Annotated in this window: 16 protein-coding genes; 12 read left to right on the forward strand and 4 right to left on the reverse strand. The window is 34.3% G+C overall.

Annotated elements, in window-relative coordinates:
• Positions 1 to 120 precede the first annotated feature (120 nt).
• Together V7719_RS04025 and V7719_RS04030 are read left to right on the forward strand one after the other, a co-directional pair.
• Positions 121 to 615 (forward strand): RNA polymerase sigma factor, encoded by a 495-nt coding sequence (locus V7719_RS04025; RefSeq protein WP_335728587.1) that lies wholly within the window; start codon positions 121 to 123, stop codon positions 613 to 615.
• A gap of 4 nt (positions 616 to 619) precedes the next feature.
• Positions 620 to 1258 carry a hypothetical protein gene (locus tag V7719_RS04030; RefSeq protein WP_335728588.1) on the forward strand — a complete coding sequence of 213 codons (639 nt, stop codon included), beginning with the start codon at positions 620 to 622 and terminating at the stop codon, positions 1256 to 1258.
• A 483-nt stretch (positions 1259 to 1741) separates the two neighbouring features.
• Here the strand turns inward: V7719_RS04030 and V7719_RS04035 are convergent, their stop codons facing one another.
• Entirely contained in the window at positions 1742 to 2542 is an 801-nt protein-coding gene (locus V7719_RS04035) for a lysophospholipid acyltransferase family protein (protein WP_335728589.1), read from the reverse strand.
• 48 nt (positions 2543 to 2590) lie between these two features.
• Positions 2591 to 3229 carry an NUDIX hydrolase gene (locus V7719_RS04040; RefSeq protein ID WP_335728590.1) on the reverse strand — a complete coding sequence of 213 codons (639 nt, stop codon included), beginning with the start codon at positions 3227 to 3229 and terminating at the stop codon, positions 2591 to 2593.
• A gap of 6 nt (positions 3230 to 3235) precedes the next feature.
• Here V7719_RS04040 and V7719_RS04045 point away from each other — a divergent pair, with 6 nt between their 5' ends.
• The 3 genes from V7719_RS04045 (at position 3236) to V7719_RS04055 (ending at position 6812) form a co-directional block, all read left to right on the forward strand.
• Positions 3236 to 3931, forward strand: a complete 696-nt coding sequence (locus tag V7719_RS04045) for a peptidylprolyl isomerase (RefSeq protein ID WP_335728591.1) — start codon at positions 3236 to 3238, stop codon at positions 3929 to 3931.
• Positions 3932 to 4028: 97 nt separating this feature from the next.
• Complete coding sequence (locus tag V7719_RS04050) at positions 4029 to 6182, forward strand: M3 family metallopeptidase (RefSeq protein WP_335728934.1); 2154 nt, start codon at positions 4029 to 4031, stop codon at positions 6180 to 6182.
• Positions 6183 to 6296: 114 nt separating this feature from the next.
• A complete protein-coding gene (locus V7719_RS04055; RefSeq protein ID WP_335728592.1) occupies positions 6297 to 6812 on the forward strand; it encodes a TlpA family protein disulfide reductase in 516 nt (171 codons plus the stop codon).
• A gap of 1 nt (position 6813) precedes the next feature.
• On the opposite strand, the gene V7719_RS04060 is transcribed toward V7719_RS04055, so the two are convergent.
• Both V7719_RS04060 and V7719_RS04065 read right to left on the reverse strand, forming a co-directional pair.
• Positions 6814 to 7425: a trimeric intracellular cation channel family protein gene (locus V7719_RS04060; RefSeq protein WP_335728593.1), complete on the reverse strand. Its 612-nt coding sequence runs from the start codon at positions 7423 to 7425 to the stop codon at positions 6814 to 6816.
• 221 nt (positions 7426 to 7646) lie between these two features.
• Positions 7647 to 8390 (reverse strand): RDD family protein, encoded by a 744-nt coding sequence (locus tag V7719_RS04065; RefSeq protein WP_335728594.1) that lies wholly within the window; start codon positions 8388 to 8390, stop codon positions 7647 to 7649.
• Between the two features lie 23 nt (positions 8391 to 8413).
• Here V7719_RS04065 and V7719_RS04070 point away from each other — a divergent pair, with 23 nt between their 5' ends.
• The 7 genes from V7719_RS04070 to V7719_RS04100 are packed head-to-tail and all read left to right on the forward strand — an operon-like array spanning position 8414 to position 15245.
• Complete coding sequence (locus V7719_RS04070) at positions 8414 to 9391, forward strand: stage II sporulation protein M (protein WP_335728595.1); 978 nt, start codon at positions 8414 to 8416, stop codon at positions 9389 to 9391.
• On the forward strand, positions 9378 to 10319 hold the full coding sequence (locus V7719_RS04075; RefSeq protein WP_335728596.1) for a hypothetical protein: 942 nt from the start codon (positions 9378 to 9380) through the stop codon (positions 10317 to 10319). The genes V7719_RS04070 and V7719_RS04075 overlap by 14 nt, the downstream gene beginning before the upstream one ends.
• Complete coding sequence (locus V7719_RS04080; protein ID WP_335728597.1) at positions 10312 to 11070, forward strand: DUF4129 domain-containing protein; 759 nt, start codon at positions 10312 to 10314, stop codon at positions 11068 to 11070. The genes V7719_RS04075 and V7719_RS04080 overlap by 8 nt, the downstream gene beginning before the upstream one ends.
• On the forward strand, positions 11067 to 12263 hold the full coding sequence (locus V7719_RS04085; RefSeq protein WP_335728598.1) for a DUF4350 domain-containing protein: 1197 nt from the start codon (positions 11067 to 11069) through the stop codon (positions 12261 to 12263). Before V7719_RS04080 ends, V7719_RS04085 begins: the two co-directional genes overlap by 4 nt.
• A gap of 3 nt (positions 12264 to 12266) precedes the next feature.
• Entirely contained in the window at positions 12267 to 13361 is a 1095-nt protein-coding gene (locus V7719_RS04090) for an AAA family ATPase (RefSeq protein WP_335728599.1), read from the forward strand.
• 5 nt (positions 13362 to 13366) lie between these two features.
• The gene (locus V7719_RS04095; RefSeq protein WP_335728600.1) at positions 13367 to 13906 is read left to right on the forward strand and encodes a hypothetical protein; all 540 of its coding nucleotides are present in this window, start codon (positions 13367 to 13369) and stop codon (positions 13904 to 13906) included.
• A gap of 7 nt (positions 13907 to 13913) precedes the next feature.
• A complete protein-coding gene (locus V7719_RS04100; RefSeq protein WP_335728601.1) occupies positions 13914 to 15245 on the forward strand; it encodes a DUF58 domain-containing protein in 1332 nt (443 codons plus the stop codon).
• Positions 15246 to 15283: the final 38 nt, after the last annotated feature.

Below are 15283 nucleotides of genomic sequence, written 5' to 3' on the forward strand. Positions count from 1 at the left end.
TAAAATGTCTTATTCAAAGGTACAATTTATGTCATTTAAAATCTTATTTTTGAATTAATGTTTAATCCTATGTAACATTTTAAATTATTATCCTACATATAGGTAACTAACTAATCAAAATTGAATAAAGAACTCGAACAAAATTTTGTAGAATTACTTGAGAAGCATCAAAACATTGTGCACAAAGTATGTAGATTATATACCAATAATCAAGATGCTCACAATGATTTGTTTCAAGAGATAACCATACAATTATGGAAAGCATATCCGAAATTTCGAGGTGAAGCCAAGTTTAGCACATGGATGTATCGTGTAGGATTAAATACGGCAATTACACTTTACCGAAAGTCAAAACGAAACATTAAAACACAAGGGTTTGAAAGTGTTTCTTTTAAAATTAAAGCAGTAGATTATGACGACACAGAAGAACAACAACTCAAATTACTGTACAAAGCAGTTCACCAATTAAATGACATTGAAAAAGCATTGGTGTTTTTATATTTAGAAGACAAAAATTATAGCGAAATAAGTGAAACCCTTGGTATTAGTGAAGTTAATGCTCGTGTGAAAATGAATAGGGTGAAGAAAAAATTAAAAACAATATTAAATCCGTGACACTATGGATGAATTAGATTTATTAAAAAAGGATTGGCAATCTGACGACTCAAGAAATGAGACTAAGCTGTCTGTCAAGGAAATATACCCGATGATGCATAAAAAATCATCATCCATCGTAAAAACACTATTCTATATAAGTATTGCTGAACTTCTATTTTGGCTAGTGCTTAATTTATATCCCTATTTTGCTTCGGATAAATATCGTGAAGAGTTAGCTGTAATGTACGGAAATAGTACCATGCTTTTAGCACTTTCAATATTGAGTAGTCTTGTCATAGTCGTTTTTGTCTTTTTATTATTTAAATCCTATAAGTCGATCTCTGTAACTGACAGCGCCAAAAAACTTATGGAAAACATTTTGAATACAAGAAAAATTATTAAATATTATGTCATTTACAGTTTAGTTATGGCATTTGTTTCAGTAATAATTGGCATATATTATACATTGTATCATAATCCAGAAGTTTCAAAACAGTTTGCTGAGTTTTCAGATAAGCAAATGTTTGTAGCCACAACGCTAATGGTTCTATTTACACTTGTATTCATCTTAGTATTCTGGTTATTCTATCGAATTATCTATGGTATATTATTAAAACGCCTCAATAGAAACTACAACGAACTTAAAAAGCTAGAAGTCTAATTAGGGCATCTACCACGTTCCATATTGAAAATAACACCATAACTTATCATTTGAGTTGATTGGGCATTGAGTCTATTTCTGTCAACGGAAAAGTGATCTCAAAAAAGCGCTCTCTAGGAAAGTGAGTACACACTTTCGATTAGCTAATCGATGGTAAGATTCAAACATTTCGTATCGAGTCAAAGTTAAACTTCACCTATAGTAATGTTACCGTAAGTATGTTTCAAAATAATGTATTGTTGGATACAAAAGTGTTAGAGCTTTATACTAAAATCACCGGAAGTAAAAATGCAGTTATCGGTTCTGACAATTCAAATCATATGTTTGTTGTAGGGATGATGTCTATCTATCACTACGTTTTGACGGGTCAAAATTTTCTTATTATAGGGTAGATATTTCTTTTAAAAGCTATTAGCAACAAGGAAATACATTCTGAGACTTCGACTTCGAAAAGCAATAACAAATTAGAGAAAAAAGACTAGTTTACCAATCGCGAAGTTCTCTATTAAGTCGCTCTTTTTCTTCTAATACATCCTGTGGAATTACCTTTAAGAAAGACGGATGCTGCTCGATAGCATATTCAATTTTCTCAACAATATCTGCAATAGATTCATTTTCATAATCAATTTCCAAAGGGGCTTTCACCTCGAAAGATTGATAGACATTTTTCTTTTTAACACGTAAGCCTTTCTTATCAAATGAACGTCTAAAACCATCTATTACAATAGGCACAACAATAGGTTGATATTTTTTGATAATATGAGCAGTTCCTTTACGAATAGGTTTAAAAGGTGTTGTTGTTCCTTGCGGAAATGTAACAACCCAACCATCATCTAGTGCTTTTTTGATACTAGTAATGTCACTCATTTTCACTTGACGATTGACATTTTTTCCTTCAGATCTCCAAGTACGTTCGATACTAATAGAACCTGTATAAGCAAATATCTTCGGAATTAAACCAGACTTCATCGTTTCCTTTGCAGCGACATAATACATATTAAGCTTAGGATTCCAGAGATAACCTACATTTTTGATATTATCCAATCGGCCACTTAAACTTGCATTAAACACATGAAACATGGCTATAACATCAGCAAAATACGTTTGATGATTAGATATAAATAAGACGTTAGTATCGGGAAGGTTTTTTATAATATCTGAGCCTTCAATTTGAAGGTCATTAAAGCCTCTAAATCTTCGGTGTGTTAGCGCACCTAAAATTCTAATTAACCATTTTTTTACAAAAAGTATATGACCAAAAGGGTTTCTTTTAAATAATCCCATTAAATATTTGTTATTAAGCGGAAAGACAAACTTACGAAAAACTGATGCTTACATCACCTTTTTTAACAAGTCTTTTAGTTCACTAAGCATCATCGCAGTCGCTCCCCAAACCACATAACCATTGAGCATAAACGCAGGGACTTCCAATTCTACTTCATATGAGGTCATAACACTTATATCTGAAACATTTGCATCATCCAAAAAATCTGTGAGTTTGACTTCTATTACATCTTCAACTTCATCATCTTGTTTTACAAAATCTGGAGTATGGTGAGTTATCCCGAAGAAAGGAGCCACTGTAAAATTACTTGGCGGAATATACAATGGTGTCATCGCTTTCAAAACCTCAACGGTATCTATAACAACACCAACCTCTTCAAAGGTCTCTCTTAATGCCGTATATTCAAGGTTTGGATCATCAGTTTCAAATCGGCCACCAGGAAAACCTACTTGAGCCGAATGAACGCCTTTATAGGTTTTTCTTAAAATCAGTATCAAATGCGTTTCGGTATTTTTAGGATAAAACAAAGCCATAACACCAGCTTGTTTAGTATGCTTCATTTTTTCTCTATTCTCTTCCTCAAGCTTTTTACGAAATGGAGGCGACATTTTAAACTGAGATGTTTCTCCTGGTAGATTTAGATTTTTTATTTTTGATGTAGATTTTATGAACGTTTCAAAATTCATCCCCTTATGCGGTTTTTTGTACTTACACTATTGTGTTTACTAATTTTCAATTGTGAAGATAAACAATCTCAGAAGAAAACGTCGACACCCACCATAGATTCTACTCAAGTTAAAACAGAGACCAAAGTAGAAGAAACCGATACTATTCCCGAATCCTTCCTGCTCACAAAAGATAATGCTATGGAGTTCTTTCTTCAGTATGAAAAGGAACACAAAGAGAATAAAGTTCGTATGGTAACGGATTACGGCAATATCGATATCTTGTTGTTTAATGAAACTAAATTCCATCGCGCTAACTTTATCTATCTCGCCAAAAAAGGCTATTTCAATGATACTCAATTTTATCGTGTCATCGAAAATTATATCATTCAAGGTGGAAGCACAGACGATAGAGACATTATGCGAAAACGTCGTTATATTGGCAAATACTTATTACCAACAGATACCAAACGGGGTTTTCATCATGATCGTGGTGTGATTTCTATGCCAAGTAGCGATAGAGAAAATCCGTATAAACTGGCATCTCCTTATGAGTTTTTCATAATGCTAAGAGATGTTCATGAGTTGGACGGTGATTATACCATCTTCGGAAGAGTGATTAGCGGGCTAGACGTTGCAGACAAAATTGCCAATGTCGATACTGACGATGCCGATTGGCCTCTTAAAAATGTCTACATCCGGAAAGTTGAGATATTGGATTAGTAAAAAGTCATTTATAGACACTTTTAACAAATCGTAACATGAAATGTCTTCAAATTTAAGTACTTTCATAGGCATAAAAACCAATCCGACTTATTTCATGATTTCAAAATCCCTAAAAGCTGTAGTTTTATGCAGTATCGCCTTATTTGCTAGTTGTAAGGACGACAAAAATTCCGAAGAAAAAATGGCAGTAAACGAAACCGACAATGTTTTATTACAAGAATGGACTGGACCTTATCAAGGGGTTCCAGCATTTGACAAAATGGATCACAACGCTATTAAAGAAGCTATGGAAACTGGCATGGAACTCAGTCTAAAAGACGTTGTTGCCATTGCCAATACTAGCGATGCACCAACATTTGAGAATACCATTGTAGCACTTGAAGCTTCTGGCGACAAACTCAATGATGTCACCACTTATTATGGGATTTTTAGCGCTAATATGTCGTCTCCAGAATTTAGGGGTATCCAAACCGAATTGGCACCAAAATTATCTGATTACCGTTCAAAAGTTTCACAAAACGAGAAATTATTTCAGCGTATTAAAGCGGTTTATGATGCAGCTCAAAAAAATCCGTTGCCTGCAGACCAACAACGCGTAGTGGATTTGACTTACAAGCAATTTGAAATGAATGGTGCTAATCTAGATATCGAAAAGAAAAAGCGCTATGCTGCAATCAATAAAGAATTATCTTCACTGTATACCAAGTTTTCTAACAACGTACTTCACGATGAAGAGAATTATGTCACGTATCTCAATAAAAATCAGCTAGGTGGTTTATCAGAATCCTTTATCAATTCCGCAGCAAAAATAGCAGCAGACAAAGGTGAAGAAGGCAAATATGCCATCACAAATTCACGGTCGTCAATGGATCCGTTTTTGACCTATTCCACAGAACGTGATTTGCGTAAAATTGTGTGGACTAATTATTATTCGAGAGGAGATAATGGTGATAAATACGACAACAATGCGCTTATTGCGGAAATATTAAAACTCCGAAAAGAACGCGTTGGATTATTAGGTTATGATAACTATGCAGAATGGCGACTACAAGATCGAATGGCGAAAACGCCTGAAAATGCTATGGCTCTCATGGAAGCTGTTTGGCCGGCAGCCATTGCTCGTGTTGACGAAGAAGTTGCAGATATGCAAGCCATTGCTGATGCAAATAGTGACGCTATAAAAATTGAATCTTGGGATTATCGCTATTATGCGGAAAAAGTAAGACAGAAAAAATACGATTTAGATAGTGATGAAGTCAAGCAATATCTTCAGTTGGATAAATTAACCGAAGCTTTATTCTACACCGCAGGACGTTTGTTTAATTATAAATTCACGCCTATCGAAGAAGGAAAAGTCCCTGTATTTCATGAAGATGTAAAGGTTTGGGAAGTGACTGATAAAGCCTCAGGAAAGCACATTGGATTGTGGTATCTCGATCCGTTTGCGCGACAAGGTAAACGTTCTGGAGCTTGGGCAACGATGTATAGAAGTTATACATCTTTTCAAGGCGAAACTAATGTATTGGCATCTAACAATTCTAACTTTGTAAAACCTGCGCCTGGCGAATCCGTTTTAGTGTCTTGGGATGATGCTACAACGTTCTTCCATGAGTTTGGTCATGCCTTGCACTTCTTTTCAAGTAATGTGAAATATCCAACCTTAAATGGAGGGGTTAGAGATTACACCGAATTCCAATCACAATTATTAGAACGCTGGTTATCGACAGATGAAGTGATAAATCAATTTCTAGTTCATCATAAAACAGGTGAACCTATTCCTGCGTCCTTAGTAGAGAAAATAAAAAAAGCATCTACCTTCAATCAAGGCTTTGGGACGACCGAGTATCTAGCATCTGCTTTAATTGACATGAAATTACATATGGCAGATCCAACCAATATCGACATCGACACATTTGAACGTGAAGCCTTAGCAGAATTGAACATGCCAGAAGAATTACCAATGCGTCACAGAACACCACATTTTGGTCATGTATTTTCAGGTGAAGGTTATGCCACAGCATATTATGGTTATATGTGGGCAGATGTCTTAACAAGTGACGCTTCGGAAGCGTTTAAAGAAGCACCAGGAGGTTTCTACGACAAGGAAGTCGCTGATAAATTGGTAAAGTATTTATTTGCACCAAGAAACTCGATGGATCCTGCTGAAGCCTATCGCTTATTTAGAGGCCGTGATGCTAAGATTGAAGCTTTAATGCGCGATCGCGGATTTCCGGTTCCAACAGAATAATTCATTTTTAAAAAGAATAAAAATGCCTCTTGTCCTTAATCATTTTTTGGATAAGAGGTCTATTTATGGATATGTTTTCTTTTATTAAATAAGCACAAAAACAAACCTCAACTTATGAAACACCTTATCATAATTTTAGTCGCATTATCAAGCTTTACCTCATTCGCACAAGGCGATAAAGGCTCTAAACTTAAACTTAATGACAAAGCAGCTGACTTTACAGTTCAAATGCTCGATGGCACTTCGTTGACACTTTCAGATTTAAAAGGCAAAGTCGTCCTCGTTAATTTTTGGGCAACTTGGTGTGGTCCTTGTATCAAGGAGTTTAAAGAAATTCCAGACAAAGTATTGAAGCCTTTTGCAACCAAAGATTTCGTGTTTATACCAATTTCAAGAGGCGAAAACGAGTCTCTTGTGAAGCAAAAAATGGAAAATTTCAAGGAGAAAGGCATTGATTTTAATGTCGGTTTAGATCCTGATAAAAGCATTTGGAACGCGTACGCTACGAAATACATTCCGAAGAACTATTTGATTGATAAAAATGGGGTGATTAAGTATATTTCTACAGGATATTCTCAGGATAGTTTAGATAAGCTTGTTAAAGAAATTAAAGCGCTTTTGAAAGACTAAACTAAGTTTTATTCTTATACAAACTCGGTAAGCTAATTTTAAACTTTACAGCAATTAATCGAACAGTTATTACAATGAGAATTGCGATAACGAAAATAAGGTTGGTGTTTGCCATAAACTCACGAAGCAAGAAATAAGTGAGTCCTCCAAGAATACAAGCTGTTGCATAGATTTCCTTTCTAAAAATAACGGGAATCTCATTACACAAAATATCTCTCAACACGCCTCCGAAACAGGCTGTCATAGTTCCTAGAGCGATACAAATAATGGGATGCAAACCTGCGACGAGGCCTTTTTCGATACCAACTACTGTGTACAAACCAATTCCGATGGTATCAAACAAAAAGAGTGAAGTTCTGAGATAGTTTATTTTGTTCCGAAGCACAACTGCAAAAATCACAGATGCTACAATCACATATACATAAGTCATATCGGTCATCCATGAAACTGGATGAATCCCAATCATCACATCTCTTAATGTTCCACCTCCGACAGCAGTTACGAAAGCAATGATGAGCACTCCAAAAGGATCCATGCGCTTATTTAGTGCAACCAAAACTCCCGAAATGGCAAAAGCAATAGTTCCTAAAATATCGATGACTTGAAAAAACATAACTTAATTTGAAATATTTGAGCAAAAGTACTTTGCAAATTTGGTATATCCTTGTGAAGAGCAAACTATTTAACTAAGTAAACTTCCGAAACAAGTTAGGGATAAGCGACTTGTAGATTTCTTTCCTTTGGAAATTTTACTCTTGAGATTCTGAAACGAGTTCGGGATAAGTAATCTGCTCAAATTTTTCTGTGTTGCACTTGAAAAATTTGGCGACTTACTTACATGCCTTGAGTGTAGTAGTTATAATCTTTCAGAATCGTATCTATAAATTGAATATCGGTATCATTGAAGTCTTTAATCTCAACAACTTCAATAATCTTCTTCCTAAGCTTGGTAAGTGTTTCATAATCTCTTGAAGCTTTAGCTCTCACATAGGTTTCCTTGATGATACGTGCATCATTATCTGACAACTTTATCACATTTGGATACGTGGGTATATAGCTATCCTCCAATTCTTCTAAAATGGTATGATTTATATTGACATTATTTCTAAGTGTAATCACAGAAGTTCCTGCGGTCATATCCCCTAAACGCTGACTCTTTTTACTGGTGACAATGACTATTAATGCAACAATCCCTGACATCATATTTAAATCGACAATCCTCAAAAACCAACGCATTATATATTCTGCTATACCAGCTTGATATCCATCAATCTTTACCACTTTTATTTTCATGATACGCTTGCCAATAGTTTGACCTTCTAGCAGCGATTCAAAGACAAGTGAATAGAACATCACTGGTAATAAAAAACTCATATAAATAGCCCTTTGAGACCATCCATCCATCTCATCGATAGCCTTGTCCCATTCAAATAAATTAAATACAATTTGAAATGCCACCACGATGTAAGCAATTTTTATTACCCAATCGATTATGTAAGCCAATATACGTTCACCCACACTGGCTGCGGTGAAATTTATATTAACGTTTTGTGTCGTATTTATTTGTAACTCTATCATTAATTGCTTTAATTTGAAAGCGTATGAGAGAAGTGGCATTTATTAAACAAAATAAAGAAAAATGGCTCAATTTTGAAAAGGCTATTTTTGGAAAAACTCTTAAAAATCCTGATGAACTAGCATCACTTTATATTCAGTTAGTAAATGATCTATCTTATGCCCAAACTTACTATCCCAAAAGTAAAACAATTCTTTATTTAAACAACTTAGCCGTCAAAGCTTTTCAGAAAATTTACAAAACCAAGCGTCAAGATACCAATCGATTTGTCTATTTCTGGAAAACTGAAGTCCCATTAATCGTTTACGAATATAGACGTTATGTGCTTTACGCCTTCATCCTATTTTTAGGTTTTGTAGCCATAGGAGCTTTATCTGCTGCTTATGACGATTCGTTTGTGAGATTGATTTTAGGTGATGGTTATGTAAACGAAACTTTAGAGAATATTGAAGCAGGAGATCCTGTTGCTGTTTATAAAAGTGGTAGTAATTGGGGGAGTTTTATCGGAATTACAATAAACAATATTATAGTTGGCATTAATGCTTTCGTTTTAGGTACATTAGGTGGTTTAGGAACTGCTTATTATATGTTACATAATGGTATCATGATTGGCGCTTTTCAGTATTTTTTCTATAAAGAAGATGTCCTATGGGAGAGTGTTAGAGGGATTTGGATTCATGGTTCTATGGAAATATTTGCTATAGTTATCGAAAGTGCTGCTGGATTAATATTGGGAGCTAGTATTTTATTTCCGAAGACTTACTCGAGAATGCGATCCTTTAAAATGGGATTTAAAAATGGTGTGAAAATTTTGATTAGTACGTTTCCGTTTACCATTGCCGCTGGATTTCTAGAAGGCTATGTGACGCGATATTCTAACACAATGCCCAACTGGTTGTCGGTTGGTATCATTTTATTGACACTTAGCGTTATATCTTATTACTATTTAATTTACCCATTTATACTGAACAAAAAAATTAAAAAAATCGATGCAACTATATAAATCCAGAAGCTTTGGTGAGTATTTTCAGGACACGTTTGCGTTTATAAAACTAAACGGAAAGCACTTATTCAAGCACTTTTTTATTATCAACGGGATTTTCCTTTTGATACTCATGGTGATGGGTTACTTTTTTAGTAAATTCTATACTGAAATTGTTTTTGGCGGCCTGGTTAATGGGAATCTAAATGTTATTGATGAGTATATGGACCAAAATGCCGGACTCATTATTCTGTTAGTTTTTGTCTTCTTTATCATTGCTGTAGTTGCAGGTGTGATTTCGTATTCTTTTATTCCTATTTACTTAAAATTATATGACGAAAATGATGGTAAAAATTTTAATGCTACAGATATCATCAATACCTATAAAGCAAATATTGGTAAAATCTTTATTTACTTGGTTTGTGGTTTACTCATGGCTATTCCCGCTGTTTTGATTGCTGGGATTTCCACTTTTATATTAGCTATTACCATTATTGGGTTTTTACTTATTCCTATGGTTATTGGAGCAGTGAGCTTATTTTATCAAGGCGCACTTATGGAATACCTCAACAATAAAAGAGGTATTTGGGATAGTTTTGGTTACTCATGGAGGTTAATGGGCTCAAAATTCTGGGCAGCCATAGGTTGTGTTGGGTTGTTTTACTTAATGAGTTATGTTGCACAACAAGTAGTATCATTAATTCCCTATATTTTTGGAATGATAAACATGTTTACCGACCTTGAACCTGGCGTAAACCCAGATTCAAATGACATTGGTAAAAGTATTACCATTTTAATGTTGGGCATATTTCTAATGACGTTTTTAGTGAGTACATTTTTAAATGTAATTGTACAACTCAACCAAGGCATTGTCTTTTATAGTCTTAAAGAAGACAATGAAAACATTAACACAAAAAGTGACATTGATTTAATTGGATCTGGTGAGTAAATGGCTTTACCTACATATCATCTTTTTGTTCTTCGGAATATCACAAAATGCTAATGCAACAGTTTTTGATGAAACTCCTGTTGTTAAAGTCATACAAGATTCTATTTACACCGATACTGAACCTATTGATAAACGTGAATATGATAATCTCAAAGACAAATATGGTGGTGACGAATTCACTTATGAACGTACTGTAGAAAATTCAGGATGGTGGTCACGTTTTAAACAGTGGCTATCCGATTTCTTTAAAGACCTTTTTAATATCAATTCTGATGCTCAAGCTTCAGATTTTACAGATATCGCCTTAAAGGTTTTTTATGTTGTTATTTTCCTATTAGTCGTCTTTTTTATTGTTAAAGCCATTATCAATAAAGAAGGTAATTGGGTGTTTGGCAAATCCTCAGATAAGCGCATTATTCCAGTCACAGATATTGAAAACAATATTTACGAAACCAATTTTAAATCACTTATCGCTGAAGCCGAAAGTGAGGACAATTATAGATTAGCCATCAGATATTATTACCTATGGTTGCTCAAAACGCTTTCCGAAGCTGAAATCATAGAATACGACGTAGAAAAAACCAATAGCGATTACTATTTAGAAATAGAGAAAACCGAAACCAAAGAAGAGTTTTCTTATACCTCCTATCTCTACAATTATATTTGGTATGGTGAGTTTGATATTGATGGACATCAATTCAACAAGGCAAAAAATGCATTTACTCAATTTTTAAAAACACTTTGGAAATGAGTAGAACACTAAAAATATACCTTGGGATTTTGATACTACTTTTAGCAGGTATAGCTGCAATTGAGTTCTCAACACCTGTTCCCATAAATTGGCAAAGAAGCTATAATGAAACACATAAAATCCCTTATGGAACATTTGTGTTTTATGAAGAGTTAGAAAACTTGTTTCCAGATAGTAAGATTCAGAATGTAACGGTAACACCTTACGAGTATTTTGATGACTATTACAGTTGGGAAGATAGTACTTATCTTACCACAGGAACCTTTATGGTTATTGATGATTACCCAGAATTAGACAATACATCAGCACAAGAATTATTAGATTTTGCATCCTTTGGAAACGATATTTTTATATCCAGTAATTACTTTCCTGATAAGCTCTTAGATTCTCTCGAATTTAGTATCAGCAATGATTACACCTTTCAAGGGAAAGCAGAATTGACGTTTACTAATCCAACTTTTAAATCCGACTCTATTACGATAGAAAAAGGATTAAGTAACATTTACTTTTCTGAAATAGACACGCTTTACACAACGGTTTTAGGGCATCAAAAATTTAGTAATGAGACCTACATTAACTTTATCAAAACATCTTGGGGAGATGGTCATTTTTATATCCATTTGCAACCCATAGCCTTTACCAATTATCATTTATTAAAGAAGTCAAATCAAAAGTATGCTTCTAGCGTAATGTCCTATTTAAGCGACGATACCATTTATTTTGATTCTAGAAATAAAATGGAAAAAAAACTAGGCAATTCACCATTGCGATTTTTATTTAGTCAGCCAGCATTGCGTTGGGCTTGGTATTTGGCATTAATAACCACATTACTTTTTATGATTTTTAACGCCAAGAGAAAACAACGTATCGTACGCGTTAAAGAGCCTTTAAAAAACACAACGGTTGATTTCACAAAAACGATTGGAAATTTGTACTATGAAACCAAAGACCATGACAATTTAATAGAGAAAAAAATCACTTATTTCTTAGAATACATCCGACGCATCTACTATTTAGATACGCAAATTTTAGATGACAAGTTTGTAAAAAACCTAGCTCTAAAATCAGGAAAAGATAACAGTGATACTAAAAAATTAATTAATCAGATTGTATATTTAAAGGCAAAAACCAATTGTAACGAAGGCGATTTGTTACGATTAAATAATGCTATTGAAGATTTTTACACCACATAAATTATGGAACATTTAGACGAAAACAACAACGAGGAATTGACACCTAAAAGCGAACAATTTGATGAGTCGTTATTAGGAGAAACGCCTACGACGACACCATCGGAAGAACGTGCAGATCCCAAAAGTGATCTCAGTTTTAAAAATCGAATTGATTTAAGCGAACTTCAAGAAGGCGTCGCACTTATCAAAAATGAAATTAGTAAAGTCATCGTTGGTCAAAAAGGAATGATAGACATGCTCATCGCGTCTATCCTAGCTAATGGACACGCGCTCATTGAAGGTGTTCCTGGTGTGGCTAAAACCATTTCTGCAAAGTTATTGGCTAAATCTTTAGACATAGGGTTCAGCAGAATTCAGTTTACTCCAGATTTGATGCCTAGTGATATTTTGGGGACATCGGTTTTCAATATGAAAAATTCAGAATTCGAATTTAAACAAGGTCCAATATTCTCAAATATGATTCTCATCGATGAGATTAACAGAGCACCAGCAAAAACGCAAGCCGCTTTATTTGAAGTCATGGAAGAACGTCAAATCACCATAGACGGACAAAAATTTAAAATGGATTTACCGTTTATTGTTCTGGCAACACAAAACCCAATAGAGCAAGAAGGAACCTATCGCTTGCCTGAAGCGCAGTTAGACCGTTTCTTATTTAAAATAGATATCGACTATCCCAATGTGGAGGAAGAAGTCGAAATCTTAAATAGAGAACAAAACTTACAAGGTGCTCTTAAAACAGATCAGATAAAAGCGCATTTGAGCAAAGCAGAGATTAATAAATTTCAAGCTTTGGTAGAGCAAGTGATTATTGAGGCACACCTCATCAAATATATTGCCGATATGATTATCAATACGCGTAACAATCCATTTTTATATTTAGGTGCTTCACCAAGAGCTTCGATTGCGATTTTAAAAGCGAGTAAAGCTTTTGCTGCTATGGACGGACGTGATTTTGTAACACCAGAAGATATCAAGCGTTCGGCTATACCTGTATTACAACATCGTGTCATCGTAACGCCAGAACGTGAAATGGAAGGTGTTACTACGAAGCAAATTATCAAACAAATTATAGAAACCGTAGAGATTCCGAGATAAAACCTATGGACTTAACTCAACATTGTAAATTTTGTGATCATAAAATCATCGACTTTAAGAAAGGTACACTTTGTAGTTTAATCAACAAAAAGCCTGATTTCCAACACAAATGTGGTGTCATAAAATTAGAAGCTGAGTTTAAAAATAAAATAGATAAAATAAATATTGAATATGAAGCTGTTTTAAAAACCAAAGCGAACACTTACGGCCATGTAACTTTATATGCTATTATTGGTGTCGTATTGATTTTAGGGGGATTTATTTTTGGTAAGTATGTATTTGATTCTGGAGTAATATCAGCGCTTCCTATCGTTATTATGGGTTCAGGATTGGCGCCATTAATCAAAGCTTTTGGGCCATTAAATTTATATAATACCAGCTTAAAAATTGCCAAGCAAAAGAAAGAACTTTTAGATACTATATGCAAAATGTACGGATTTGAATATGATATAAACATCACGCATTTAAAAGACAGTTTAGAGAATAGACATTACGAAACCGATATAAGAATTAGAAAAACAAGTAACTCATATCAACAAACATAAAAACAATTTGAAACGTATTAAGCCTTTTTACATCCAAAACAGATTCTTCTATGCTTGCATAGCCATAATGGTATTGTTTGTTTTGAGTTTTATTTTTCCTAGAGGTTTTGCAATTGTCAAACTGTTATTATTGCTATTAGTGACACTCACTATTCTGGACACTATCATTCTATTCACGGCAAAAAACGGCGTAAAAGGGACTCGTGTTTTACCCGAAAAATTCTCAAATGGTGATCAAAATCCGGTAAATCTGATCATTAATAACTATTACACTTTTAATGTCCATATCAAAATTATAGATGAGATTCCAGAGCAATTCCAAGTTCGTGATTTTAGCATTGAGCGGAAATTGGAAGCATCGAGTTCTTCAGAAATCCAATACAAACTGCGTCCTGTTGAACGTGGTGAATATCACTTCGGAAAATTAAATATCTATGTCACTTCAGTCTTCGGATTGATTGCACGTCGATTTTCATCTGATGACAATGCGATGGTACCAACCTATCCGAGTTTCATGCAATTGCGCAAATACGATTTGATGGCCATAAGTAATAATTTGCATCAATACGGAATTAAAAAAATTAGAAAAATTGGTCACACCATGGAATTTGAGCAAATCAAAGAGTATGTGTTAGGTGATGACTTACGAACTATAAACTGGAAAGCTACGGCCAAACGCAATCACCTGATGGTGAACCAATTTCAAGATGAAAAATCGCAACCTATCTACTCTGTTATCGATAAAGGTCGTATGATGAAAATGCCGTTTGATGGCCTAACACTATTGGATTATGCAATTAATGCAGCTTTGGTCATTTCTAATGTAGCACTAAAAAAACAAGACAAAGCAGGTATTTTAGCCTTCTCGAAAAAGGTAGAAAATATTGTGGTTGCCGAACGTCGTACGTCTCAAATGAATCTTATTCTTGAAACATTGTACAATGTGAATACCGATTTCTTTGAAAGTGATTACAGCAGACTCTATGCAGACACTAAACGAAATATCAAACAACGTAGCTTGATGCTATTGTACACCAATTTTGAAACTTTAGACGCGCTGCACAGGCAATTACCTTACTTAAAAGGGATTGCCAAAAATCATTTATTGGTTGTGATTTTCTTTAAGAATACAGAGCTTAACAATCTCATTACCGAAAAAGCCGAAACCGTACAGCAAGCCTACGACAAGGTTATTGCAGAGAAATTTGCTTTTGAAAAACGATTGATTGTTACCGAACTACAAAAATATGGGATTCAGTCGATCTTAACCTCTCCGCATGATTTGACTATAGATACCATTAATAAGTATTTAGAGATTAAAGCCAGAGGTCTATTGTAGTCTATCTTATTTTACTCTCAACATATTCATTTTTTTAT

The organism is Psychroserpens sp. (assembly GCF_036960315.1).
Taxonomy (GTDB): Bacteria; Bacteroidota; Bacteroidia; order Flavobacteriales; family Flavobacteriaceae; genus Psychroserpens.

Coding starts and splice junctions, on each gene's coding strand:
- V7719_RS04030 (WP_335728588.1), top strand. CDS start 620: ATGGATGAATTAGATTTATTAAAAAAGGATTGGCAATCTGACGACTCA.
- V7719_RS04035 (WP_335728589.1), bottom strand. CDS start 2,542: ATGGGATTATTTAAAAGAAACCCTTTTGGTCATATACTTTTTGTAAAA.
- V7719_RS04040 (WP_335728590.1), bottom strand. CDS start 3,229: ATGAATTTTGAAACGTTCATAAAATCTACATCAAAAATAAAAAATCTA.
- V7719_RS04045 (WP_335728591.1), top strand. CDS start 3,236: ATGCGGTTTTTTGTACTTACACTATTGTGTTTACTAATTTTCAATTGT.
- V7719_RS04050 (WP_335728934.1), top strand. CDS start 4,029: ATGATTTCAAAATCCCTAAAAGCTGTAGTTTTATGCAGTATCGCCTTA.
- V7719_RS04055 (WP_335728592.1), top strand. CDS start 6,297: ATGAAACACCTTATCATAATTTTAGTCGCATTATCAAGCTTTACCTCA.
- V7719_RS04060 (WP_335728593.1), bottom strand. CDS start 7,425: ATGTTTTTTCAAGTCATCGATATTTTAGGAACTATTGCTTTTGCCATT.
- V7719_RS04065 (WP_335728594.1), bottom strand. CDS start 8,390: ATGATAGAGTTACAAATAAATACGACACAAAACGTTAATATAAATTTC.
- V7719_RS04070 (WP_335728595.1), top strand. CDS start 8,414: ATGAGAGAAGTGGCATTTATTAAACAAAATAAAGAAAAATGGCTCAAT.
- V7719_RS04075 (WP_335728596.1), top strand. CDS start 9,378: ATGCAACTATATAAATCCAGAAGCTTTGGTGAGTATTTTCAGGACACG.
- V7719_RS04085 (WP_335728598.1), top strand. CDS start 11,067: ATGAGTAGAACACTAAAAATATACCTTGGGATTTTGATACTACTTTTA.
- V7719_RS04090 (WP_335728599.1), top strand. CDS start 12,267: ATGGAACATTTAGACGAAAACAACAACGAGGAATTGACACCTAAAAGC.
- V7719_RS04095 (WP_335728600.1), top strand. CDS start 13,367: ATGGACTTAACTCAACATTGTAAATTTTGTGATCATAAAATCATCGAC.